11 protein-coding genes and 1 pseudogene are annotated in these 9,733 nt (G+C 69.6%); 2 read left to right on the top strand and 10 right to left on the bottom strand.

The features are described from left to right. Positions 1-103 precede the first annotated feature (103 nt). The 9 genes from AC1DXV_RS26475 to AC1DXV_RS26515 form a co-directional block, all read right to left on the bottom strand. A complete protein-coding gene (locus tag AC1DXV_RS26475) occupies positions 104-562 on the bottom strand; it encodes a phage tail protein (protein WP_047505134.1) in 459 nt (152 codons plus the stop codon). A 53-nt stretch (positions 563-615) separates the two neighbouring features. Further along, a complete protein-coding gene (locus AC1DXV_RS26480) occupies positions 616-2,244 on the bottom strand; it encodes a phage tail sheath family protein (protein ID WP_477936370.1) in 1,629 nt (542 codons plus the stop codon). Positions 2,245-2,277: 33 nt separating this feature from the next. Next, positions 2,278-3,120 (bottom strand): hypothetical protein, encoded by an 843-nt coding sequence (locus AC1DXV_RS26485; protein WP_477871453.1) that lies wholly within the window; start codon positions 3,118-3,120, stop codon positions 2,278-2,280. Beyond that, the gene (locus tag AC1DXV_RS26490) at positions 3,117-3,695 is read right to left on the bottom strand and encodes a Pvc16 family protein (protein WP_477936372.1); all 579 of its coding nucleotides are present in this window, start codon (positions 3,693-3,695) and stop codon (positions 3,117-3,119) included. Before AC1DXV_RS26490 ends, AC1DXV_RS26485 begins: the two co-directional genes overlap by 4 nt. A gap of 95 nt (positions 3,696-3,790) precedes the next feature. Next, entirely contained in the window at positions 3,791-4,204 is a 414-nt protein-coding gene (locus tag AC1DXV_RS26495) for a response regulator (RefSeq protein WP_477936374.1), read from the bottom strand. Between the two features lie 86 nt (positions 4,205-4,290). Continuing rightward, positions 4,291-4,974 carry a response regulator transcription factor gene (locus AC1DXV_RS26500; RefSeq protein ID WP_169672690.1) on the bottom strand — a complete coding sequence of 228 codons (684 nt, stop codon included), beginning with the start codon at positions 4,972-4,974 and terminating at the stop codon, positions 4,291-4,293. Between the two features lie 41 nt (positions 4,975-5,015). Continuing rightward, positions 5,016-5,816: a sensor histidine kinase gene (locus AC1DXV_RS26505; protein WP_477874217.1), complete on the bottom strand. Its 801-nt coding sequence runs from the start codon at positions 5,814-5,816 to the stop codon at positions 5,016-5,018. A 156-nt stretch (positions 5,817-5,972) separates the two neighbouring features. After that, the gene (locus AC1DXV_RS26510) at positions 5,973-7,223 is read right to left on the bottom strand and encodes a type II toxin-antitoxin system HipA family toxin (RefSeq protein WP_477936376.1); all 1,251 of its coding nucleotides are present in this window, start codon (positions 7,221-7,223) and stop codon (positions 5,973-5,975) included. Further along, positions 7,220-7,543, bottom strand: a complete 324-nt coding sequence (locus tag AC1DXV_RS26515; RefSeq protein ID WP_477936378.1) for a helix-turn-helix domain-containing protein — start codon at positions 7,541-7,543, stop codon at positions 7,220-7,222. Before AC1DXV_RS26515 ends, AC1DXV_RS26510 begins: the two co-directional genes overlap by 4 nt. Before the next feature lie 223 nt (positions 7,544-7,766). On the opposite strand from AC1DXV_RS26515, the gene msrP reads away from it, so the two are divergent. Then, positions 7,767-8,633, top strand: a complete 867-nt coding sequence (gene msrP, locus AC1DXV_RS26520) for a protein-methionine-sulfoxide reductase catalytic subunit MsrP (RefSeq protein ID WP_477936380.1) — start codon at positions 7,767-7,769, stop codon at positions 8,631-8,633. After that, positions 8,602-9,126: pseudogene (locus tag AC1DXV_RS26525) on the top strand (ferric reductase-like transmembrane domain-containing protein); the annotation flags it as partial. The gene msrP and the pseudogene AC1DXV_RS26525, both read left to right, overlap by 32 nt. 142 nt (positions 9,127-9,268) lie before the next feature. On the opposite strand, the gene AC1DXV_RS26530 reads toward AC1DXV_RS26525, so the two are convergent. Continuing rightward, positions 9,269-9,733, bottom strand: a 465-nt coding sequence (locus AC1DXV_RS26530) for a GNA1162 family protein (protein WP_477936382.1), incomplete at its 5' end; no start/stop codon positions are given.

Raw genomic sequence — 9,733 nt, forward strand, 5'->3', positions numbered from 1 at the left:
CCCGTGCGGGCCGCAGGCGTGCGCGAGGGCCCCGGGGGAAGCGGCGGCGCGGGGGGCGGCAACGGGGGCGGCAGCGGTGGTGCCGGCGGGATGCCCGTCGCCATCAGGCATTGGCGATCGTGAGCCCCTCGTGTGCGATCACGATGGTCTCCACCGCCACCTCGTTGCCTTGCGCCTTCAGGTCGGTGCCGGTGATCTTGGTCGGCCAGGCGTTCGTCAGCGTCCACACCATCGTCGCGGCGCCCGCTTCATCGAGCAGGCTGATCGTCACCGGCTTGCGCTTGATGACGTTCATCTTGATCTCGTTGAACCAGTCCCACAGCTTGTTGTCGGACTTGAAGACGCCCTTCTTCATCGTCACGTCGCTGTATTTCTTCATGCCGGGCATCTTGATCACCGAGAAGGCCGGGCTGTCACCGTGCCGGTACTCGATCGGCTGGGCCTCCACGTCGAGGCCGGAGACCTCCTGGAAGTGCATTTCCGCCGCGTCCCACTTCACCGAGAAGCGGAACTTGGGAAGCGGCCACACCGTGGTCGATTGCGCTGATCCGTCGTCTGCCATGGTCTGCCTCCTGAAGGGTCAAGTAATGATTCGTGAGCGTTGATGGAGCGCGATCACGACTTCTGCATCTGCTGCTGGAAGGTGATCTCGATGAACTCGGCCGGGCGGCTGATCGCCACCAGCACCGTCACGCGCAGGATCCCCTCGAGGATGTCCTCGGGCGTCATCGTCTCGCCCAGCCCCACGTGCACGCTGAACGCGTCGTCCGGCACCGCGCCGGCCAGGCCGCCGCGCTTCCAGATGCCGGTCAGGAAGTTGGTGACCATGCTCTTGATCGTCACCCAGGTGTTCGACACGTTCGGCTCGAACACCATCGCCTTGGCCGCCAGGCGGCACGACTCCTCCAGCATGATCATCGTGCGCCGCACGTTGATGTAGCGCCAGTCCAGGCTGTTGCCGTCCAGCGTGCGCRCCCCCCACACCAGCACGCCCTCGCCGATGAACGAGCGGATCGCGTTGATCGACTTGCCCTGCGTCGTGACGTTCAGGTCCTCCTGGTCCTCGTGCGAGATCGTCACCGCCGGCGACACCACGCCGTTCAGGCTCACGTTGGCCGGCGCCTTCCAGACGCCGCGCGTGTTGTCGACCATCGTGTAGATGCCCGCCATCGCCGGCGACGGCGGCATCAGGTTCAGCCGGTTGCGCGCCTCGGCCATGATGGTGTTGAACAAGGTGCTCGACGCGCCCAGGCTCTTGTTGAGCAAGGCCTTGTGCGTCTCCACCGCCATCTTCAGCGCGGCCGGGTCGAGCAGCTTCTTCTTCTCGTCGTCACTCTTGTCCGAGGCGTTGATGTCGGTCGTGATCTCCGTCGTCCACTGGTCGTCGGTCTTGCTCACGTCCTGCACCGCCTTCCACTGCTGCGCGGTGCGCGCCGGCGTCTTCGGGTCCAGCTGCGCCGGCAGCCCGAGCTCGGCCATCAGCAGCTGGATCAGCACGTCCGGGTTGGCGACGCGGGTGTAGTCCAGGTCCTTGTCCTGCACCACCGTCGTGTTGACCCACGGGTAGTACGCCGCCGCGTAGTCGAGGTAGTTCACGCCCAGCGCGCCGCGGAAGCCCTCGATCGGGTCGACGCCGGTCGCGTTCTTGCGATCCAGGTGGCCGCCCCACACGTCGAGGATCGCGACCCGGCTGTGCATGCGCCCGCCGCAGTGCTGCAGCATCGCCTGCTGCACCGAGATGCAGTCCTTGGCCGACAGCAGCACCGCATCGGGCACCACGACCATCGTCGGCTCCTGCTCCTTCACCAGCGGCTCGATGCCGGCCATCAGCTTGTCGGCCTCGATCAGCGGCGTCTTGTCGTACTCGCCGACCGACACCACGTAGCACGGGCCGCCGCCGTTCTGGAAGAAATGCAGCATCCCGTAGTACAGCAGGAAGCGGCCGCCCTCCTTGCCGTCGGCCTGCGTCAGCAGGAATTCCTTGTCGCCCGCCTTGAAGGCCGCGGCGGCATTCGGATCGGTCTTCTCGGCAATGCCGAACTTCGGGTCCGGGCCGAAGCCGAAGTACTGGTGGTACTCCGCCATCGAGCCGATGCGCCACGGTTTCATATTCAGCGACTTGCCCGCGTTCTCGGCGCGATCCGTGTAGCCGATGAAGGCCGGGACCGCGGTGGCCACCTCGACCACCGAGTTCGGAAAGGCATTCTTCTCGACGATATAGACGCCGGGGGTCTTCATGGCCATTGCGGCCTCCTCTGCGGTTAGTGTTGACGGGGCCTAGCGATGCACATGGATCTCGGAGACCAGGCGGCTCTCGCCGCCGATCTGCTCTCGCGCCAGGAACTGCGCTGCCGCCACCGGCAGGCGCTTGACCAGCACCTTGTCGCCGCCGCGCTGGCGGCTGCGCAACTGGAATCGACGCTCGCTGCGCTGCGCGAGCGCGATCGGCGCCCGCGAACGGATGGCCACGAGCGGCGCGCCGTTGTCGAGACGGTCCGGCGCGGGCTCGTCGAACTCGACGCCGCTCGCCAGGTCGACGACCTGCAGTTGCGGCTCGGGCCACTCGCCGTGCAGGCAGTACTTCCACACCGTCGCCCGCGCCGCGAGCCGCACCGTGTAGTGCAGCGGGGCCGGCGGCAAGGCCGCCAGCGGCACGCGCAGCACCGCGAGCGGCGGCATCAGGCGGGCGCCGCTCGACGCCTGCGCGCCCAGAGAACCCGACATCAGGGACAGCGACACCAGCGGCCAGGTCAGCGGCCGCACCTCGGCCTGCGATACGGTGTCGCCGGCATGCAGGCGGGATGACGTGGCTTCGGAAGCATCGAACCACAGCAGTTCGCCCGGCCACTGCGCCGGGTTGTCGGTGCAGGTCGGGAAGACCTCGTCGGTGGCATGCACCTGCCACGCGAGCACCGCCTTCGGCACCACCGACAGCGCCTGCGCCGGGCCGAACAGCGCGAGTGCGCTGCCGGTGTGGCGCTCGATCGCGTCGGTCGCGCGCAGCCACCACGCGGTGTCGCCGGCCGGCACGAAGCGCAGCCCGCGGCACCGCCCGTCGGCGAAGAAGCCGTGCTCGAAATCGACGCGCAGCAGCGGAATGTAGGGGCCCATGTCGATCATGCGGGGGCTCCCACGCCGGCCTGCACGCGGCGCACCACCGGCAGCTGCGCGTCGAACTGGCCCGCATCGAAGGTGACCATGCGCATGCGGTACAGCACCGACGGCAGGTAGCGCCCGCTGAACAGGCCCCACAGGTTGCTCAGGTCGCTGACGCTCAGGTTCTCGATGTCGAGCGTGAGCTTGTCGATGCGCGGATCGAGGTCGGGCGTGTTCTGGTGATCCAGCACCGGCCACGACTGGAAGTGCGCGATCGTGCTGGAGATGAACTTCAGCGCCTCGGTGTAGTTCGACGCGCTGAAGTTGGCAGCGAACATCACCATCAGGTTCAGCGACACCGGCTGCGGCTGCCGCGCATGGCGGCCCTCGCCCGCGCCGGGCCGCGAGCGGGGGCTGGGCGTGGTGTCGCGTTCGATGTTGACCAGGAACACCGCGAGCTTGTTGTTGATGTTCGCGGCGACGCCGCCATCCGGCTCGTACAGGCTGGAGACGACGACCAGCTCCTCGCCCAGCTGGAACGAGCGCCGCAAGGCGTTGTTCAGCTGGCTGGCGACTTGCGTGATGGCCGCGTCGATCATGGAGGGTTCCGGTGGGGCGAGTGGTGAAGGAATGCCCCGACGATAGGGACGCACGCGGCCCGCGCCCATCGGTCAATCTCTGAACTTGCACCTCTTCATTGCTGAGACGCTGGCGGCCAGCGGCTGATGCCGGCGTGCACGGCGCGGATCGCCTGCGCGAGCGCGGCCAGCGGCTCGTCCTTCAGCACGTAGCCGCGGGCGCCGGCGGCGCGCATCGCGTCGACGATTGCCGGCTCGTCGTGCATCGACAGCACCAGCACGCGCAGGTTCGGGTGATGCGCCAGCAGAGCGGCCAGCGCGGTCGGGCCGCCACCGGGCATCTGCACGTCCATCAGCAGCACGTCGGGGTGCACGCGCGCCTGCGCGAGCCAGGCCTGCAGCGCCGGCACGTCGGGCGCCTCGCCGAGGATCTCGAAGCCGCGGCGCGCCAGCAGCCCGGCCACACAGGCGCGGTAGGCCGCGTGATCGTCGGCCAGGTACAGGGTCAAAGGGCGCGCGGCAACTCCCATCGTGGGGCCCAGCGTGAACCGCCGCGGCCCGCGGCGCCATCAGGAAACGGCTGATACGGGCCGGTGCCGAAGCTGAACCTGCCCGCTCAGGACGGCGTGCGCGCGCCGCTGCGCCACGGCTGGTCGAGCGAGCTGAGGCCCTCGCACAGCGCATAGCGCGTCAGCTCGGCGAGGCTGCTGATGTCGAGCTTCTGCATCACGTGCTCGCGGTGCGTCGCGACGGTCTTGATGCTGACGTGCAGCCGGTCGGCGATCTGCTGCGTCGACAGGCCTTCGGACAGCAGCTGCACCATCTCGCGCTCGCGCGGCGTCAGCGCCGCGGTGCCGCCCGCCGCCTGCGGCTGGCCGCGGCTGCGCACTTCCTTGACGACCAGGCCGACCAGTTCGGCACTCAGGTGCACCTGGTCGGCCATCGCCTTGCGGATGGCGAGCGCGAGCTCGTCGTACGAGCAGTCCTTCAGCACGTAGCCCGATGCGCCGGCCTCGAGCACCGCGAGCACCATGCGGCTCTCGGCATGCACCGACAGGCACAGCACGCGCACCGACGGGTCGTCGGTGCGGATGCGGCGCGTCGCCTCGACGCCGTTCAGGCCCGGCATCGACACGTCGGTGACGACGATGTCCGGCCGCAGCTCGCGCGCCAGGCGCACCGCGCCGAGGCCGTCGTCGGCCTGGCCGATCAGTTCGATGTCTTTCTCGCGCGCGAGCAGGGCGCACAGCCCGTCGCGCATGATGCGGTGGTCGTCGGCCAACACGATGCGGATGCCCATGGTCGTTCCCTTCGATGCGTGTGCTGTCGGTGTGCTGTCGATCAAGCCGCGGCGAGTGCCGCCGCGCCCACCGCATTCGGCAGCAGGATCGTGATGCGCGTGCCCAGGCTCGTCGCGGACGAGATCTCGAGCCGCCCGCCGATCGCCTGGATCTGCGCCTGCGTGCTGGCCAGCCCGAAGCCGCCGGTGCGGCTGAAGACGCCGCGCGAGGCATCGGTGCGGAAGCCGACACCGTCGTCGGCGACGCACACCTTCAGGCAGCGGCCGTCGCACCACGCGGTGATGCTGACGCGCGCCGCATGCGCATGCTTCTGCACGTTCAGGCACAGCTCGCGCACGCCGCGGAACACGACGGCGAGCACCGCCTCGGGCAGGCTGAGCGGCGGCATCGCGCCATCGAAGCTGACCTGCAGCCGGCTGTCGGCGGCGAGGCGGTCGGCCAGGCTGCGCAGGGCCTGCTCGAGGCCGAGGCGCAGCACCGGGCTGCTGAGATCGAAGGTGGCGGAGCGGGCGGCGCGCGACGCCTGGGCCAGCAGCGCGCCGATCTCGTCGAGCAGCGCCGTCGCCTCGTCGCCCGGCGGGCTGTCGCGCAATGCGCCGAGCTTGAGCCGCGCGAGCGTCAGGAACTGGCCGATCTCGTCGTGCAGGCCGAGTGCGATGCGCTCGCGCTCGCGCGCCTCGGCGACGGTGATCTCGTAGGCCAGCGTGCGCAGGTGGCTGCGCGCGGGCCGGGCGAGCTGCCGTGGCAGCGGCCGGGGGCGGATGCGGCCCCGCGCCGGACGACACCCACGACAGCCGGCCCCCGGCTGCAACCGGACCGACGGCTCGACACGTGTTCTCATTGTTCGCTCCCTGGCGATTTGTTGGCGCCCGCAGGCGGCCGCCCTTTGTCGGACAGCGAAACGATTATGGGCACGCGAAACGACTTGCGACAGCGATGCCCCGACCTGCTTCAGCAGTTTTCAGCACGCTTCAGAAGGCGCGGCCGCAAGCCGTGCTCAAGCGGTGCAACGGCGCAGGTTCTCGCGCACCGCGGCAGCGATGGCCGTGCGCGTGGCGCGGCGCACGCCGGCCTCGTCGAGACGCTGCGGCAGGCGGGCCGCCTCGGTGCAGACGCGCTCCAGCGCATCGAGCGCGAGGCGCTGCGGCACCTGCGCGGCGCGTGCCAGCGCCAGCAGGTGCGTGCGCGCGGGCGCGCGGCTTTCGCCCATCACCGAGGTCTGGTGGTGACCGCGCGGACCGTGGCTGAAAACGAGGTCGTAGGCCGGTGAAAGCTGCCACATCGAGCGCTCGTTCATGCGCAGCGCAAAGTTCTTCGCGTGATCGTCGCGGTTGTGGAACACCACATTGAAGACGCAGCGCAGGAAGGCCCGGCTCACCTCGACCTCGTCGCGCGTGAAGAAGCGGGTGGCGCGCAGCACGGTCTGGTAGTCGAGCGACGGCAGGCGGAAATCCGCATGCAGTGCACCGGCGAACGAATGCACCGGCACGCGCATCGCAGCCGCCCCCGAACCCCAGCGGTCGAAGCGCTCGACGCCGAAGGCCGCCATTGCGCGGCCGAGGCTGAAGTGCTGGGTGCGCGGCATCGCGATGCCGCAGGCGCGCGCGGCGATCGAGTAGGCGTACTCGACGGCGCAGGCCTCGTGGTGCTCGCCGCGGGCGGGGAACTTGACGAGCCAGGGGGTGCCGGGCGTGTTGCCACCGGGGTCCTCGTGCGAACTGACCCGGCGCGTGTCGGGGTCGAAGTTCACCAGCACCTTCGGCCGCGCGCCTTGCGGCGACCCGCCCATCATCACCAGCGTGTTCAGGGCGTCCACATCACCACCCTCGACGACCGCCTGCGCGGCGGTGGCGAGCTGCAGCAGCGAGAGATGCTCGTCGGCCAGGGCCCAGTCGTCGGCCGGGCGAAACGCCCAGGCTCCCATCGCGCGCTCGCCGATGAAGGCCAGCCGATCGAGCGGCGACAGGCGCGCCGGATCACGCCCGTTCTTCAGGAAGAGCTTGTCCATCAGCAGCAGGCCCCAGCCGTCGGGCAACGCATCGGCCAGCAGGCCGGGCAGGTTCGACTGGAAGGCCGGGAAGCCGCCGTAGGCCTCGGGGCGCAGCGGCAATTGCATCGCCGAGAACTCGACGCCGCGGCGCAGTGCCTCGGGCGAGTACTCGAACAGCAGCTGCGCGCCGTTGTCGGCCAGGCGGCCCAGCAACCAATCCTGGCCCCAGCCGCGGAACAGGACGTCGAGTTTCTTCATCGTGGTGCCATGCCGGCAGGGCGGCGCGCCCGCTGGCGCGGAGCCGCGGAAGCGCGCTCCATCTCGGCGATGCTGATGTGTGGCTTGAGCACGAGAACGTTCTCGAGGTCGCTCGTCAGCGAGAGCGCCTGCACCACCCGCACGAAGGTCTGCAGCGTGGTGTGGCCATCGGACTCCAGCTTCTTGATCGCACCGAGCGCGACGCCGGCACGCAGCGCCAGCTCCTGCTGGGTGATGCGCGACGCGAGGCGCTGGGCGCGCAACCGGCTGCCGAGCTCGCGGACGAGTTCGTCTGGCGTGGCAAGCTTGATGTCGACCATGAGACAAATTTAGCAGCCATTTAAAAGTCTATTATTAGCTATATTTCTATTTAACAGCCATTTAGATGGCCTACTTCATTCTTCATGAAGTGACAGCCACACTGTAGCCGGGTTCCTTGTCCCGAAGGACGATGCCGGAGCAACTCGGGACAAATGTCCCCTGCGCGTCGATCAGTCGCAGGTCGAAGACCCGGAGGCCCGCCACCCTCGTCGACCGCCTCGCATGACCCCCTTACCCAGTGAAATCACACCGCAGCGCCTGTGGCTCGACCGCCGCCAGGCGCTCGCGCTGACCGGCGCGGCGCTCGCAGGCGGCGTGGCCAGCGCTTCTGCCGCCGACGACATCACCCCGCGCGAAGCCGCGACCCGCCACAACAACTACTACGAGTTCTCGCCCGACAAGGCGGCCGTCTGGAAACTCGCCGAAGACTTCCGCACGACGCCGTGGACCGTGATGGTCGATGGCGAGGTCGAGCGCCCGCGCCGCTTCGACCTCGACGAACTGCTGCGCCTCTTTCCGCAGGAAGACCGCCTCTACCGGCTGCGCTGCGTCGAGGGCTGGTCGATGGTGGTGCCATGGCGCGGCTTCCCGCTCGCCGCACTGCTGAAGCGGGTCGCTCCGACCTCGCGCGCTCGCCACGTGCAGTTCATCTCGGTGCTGCGGCCGTCCGAGATGTACGGCCAGCGCCGCCCGATGCTCGACTGGCCCTACACCGAGGCGCTGCGCATCGACGAGGCCATGCACCCGCTGGCGCTGGTGGCGACCGGCCTGTACGGCACCGCGCTGCCGCCGCAGAACGGCGCGCCGCTGCGGCTGGCGGTGCCGTGGAAGTACGGCTTCAAGAGCCCGAAGGCCATCACGCACATCCGGCTCGTGGAGCAGCCGCCGGTGTCGACCTGGATGCAGGCCGCGCCGTCGGAGTACGGCTTCTTCGGCAACGTGAACCCGGAGGTGCCGCACCCGCGCTGGTCGCAGCGCCGCGAGCTGCGGCTGGGCGAACTCGCCAAGCGCCCCACCCTGCCCTTCAACGGGTACGCGGCCGAGGTCGCGTCGCTGTATGCCGGCATGGACCTCGCCCGCAATTTCTAGCAGCAGGCTGCCGACGCTGCTGTGCTTCGCGCTCGGCGCGTGGCCGGGTCTGCGCTGGGGCCTGGCGTTCATCGCCGGCACGCTCGGCCCCGATCCGATCGCCGCGCTGACGCACGCGAGCGGCTGGTGGGCGATGGCGCTGCTGCTGGCGACGCTCGCGATCACGCCGCTGCGCCGCCTCTCGGTGTGGGCGTCGCGTGCGGTCGCGCTGCACTGCGGGCGGCGCATCGGCGACTGGAACGCGCTGATCCGCCAACGCCGCCAGCTCGGGCTGTGGAGCTTCGGCTATGCGGTGGTGCACCTCGGGCTGTACCTGGGCTTCGATGCCGGCACGCTGCGTGCGTATGCGCAGGACCTGGCCGAGCGCCCGTTCATCGCGGTCGGCTCGGCGGCGCTGCTGTTGCTGCTGCCGCTCGCGCTGACCTCGACCCACTGGGCGATCCGCCGGATGAAGCGCCAGTGGCTGCGGCTGCACAAGCTGGTGTACGCAGCAGTCGCGCTCGCGGCGCTGCACGGCGTGATGCAGGCGAAGCTGGGCCACGTCTCGGCCTGGGTCTTCGCCGGCATCGCGCTGGCGCTGCTCGGGTTCCGGCTGGCCGCGCATGCCTGGGGCATGCGGGCGCGGCCGGAGACGGTCACTGCACCGGCATCGGCTGACCGTACAGCGGCGAGCGCGGACCCGGCAGAACGCCGCTGCGGCGCGGCGCTCCCAGCAGCCGATCGTCGGCCACCCCGGCCCAGCGGTACGACTCGTCGGTGGCGTTGCTCATGACGTGCCGCACCAGCGCCCCCACCAGCGCGCCGATCAGGCCGCCTTGCGACTGCTGCTGCTCCTCGGACGAGCTGGCCACCGCCGAGCCCTTCCACAGCAGCTCGCCGCTGCGCAGGTCGACGATGCGGGCCTCGACCTCGACGCGCGTCTCGCTGGACAGCACCGCGTAGCTCGCACCGTACTTGCGCACCTTGATGTAGACCGCCGCGTCGGCACCGAAGAACTCGCGCAGCTTCTTCGGCGAGACCTCCTGGGCATCGTGCGCGGTGTCCACGCCGTTCTGGCGGAAGGTCTCGTCGACCAGCGTGACCGGCAGCACGTAGTAGCC

Source organism: Rhizobacter sp. P3_C12 (genome assembly GCF_056402735.1).

Coding starts and splice junctions, on each gene's coding strand:
- AC1DXV_RS26475 (WP_047505134.1), bottom strand. CDS start 562: ATGGCAGACGACGGATCAGCGCAATCGACCACGGTGTGGCCGCTTCCC.
- AC1DXV_RS26485 (WP_477871453.1), bottom strand. CDS start 3,120: ATGATCGACATGGGCCCCTACATTCCGCTGCTGCGCGTCGATTTCGAG.
- AC1DXV_RS26490 (WP_477936372.1), bottom strand. CDS start 3,695: ATGATCGACGCGGCCATCACGCAAGTCGCCAGCCAGCTGAACAACGCC.
- AC1DXV_RS26495 (WP_477936374.1), bottom strand. CDS start 4,204: ATGGGAGTTGCCGCGCGCCCTTTGACCCTGTACCTGGCCGACGATCAC.
- AC1DXV_RS26500 (WP_169672690.1), bottom strand. CDS start 4,974: ATGGGCATCCGCATCGTGTTGGCCGACGACCACCGCATCATGCGCGAC.
- AC1DXV_RS26505 (WP_477874217.1), bottom strand. CDS start 5,816: ATGAGAACACGTGTCGAGCCGTCGGTCCGGTTGCAGCCGGGGGCCGGC.
- AC1DXV_RS26510 (WP_477936376.1), bottom strand. CDS start 7,223: ATGAAGAAACTCGACGTCCTGTTCCGCGGCTGGGGCCAGGATTGGTTG.
- AC1DXV_RS26515 (WP_477936378.1), bottom strand. CDS start 7,543: ATGGTCGACATCAAGCTTGCCACGCCAGACGAACTCGTCCGCGAGCTC.
- msrP (WP_477936380.1), top strand. CDS start 7,767: ATGACCCCCTTACCCAGTGAAATCACACCGCAGCGCCTGTGGCTCGAC.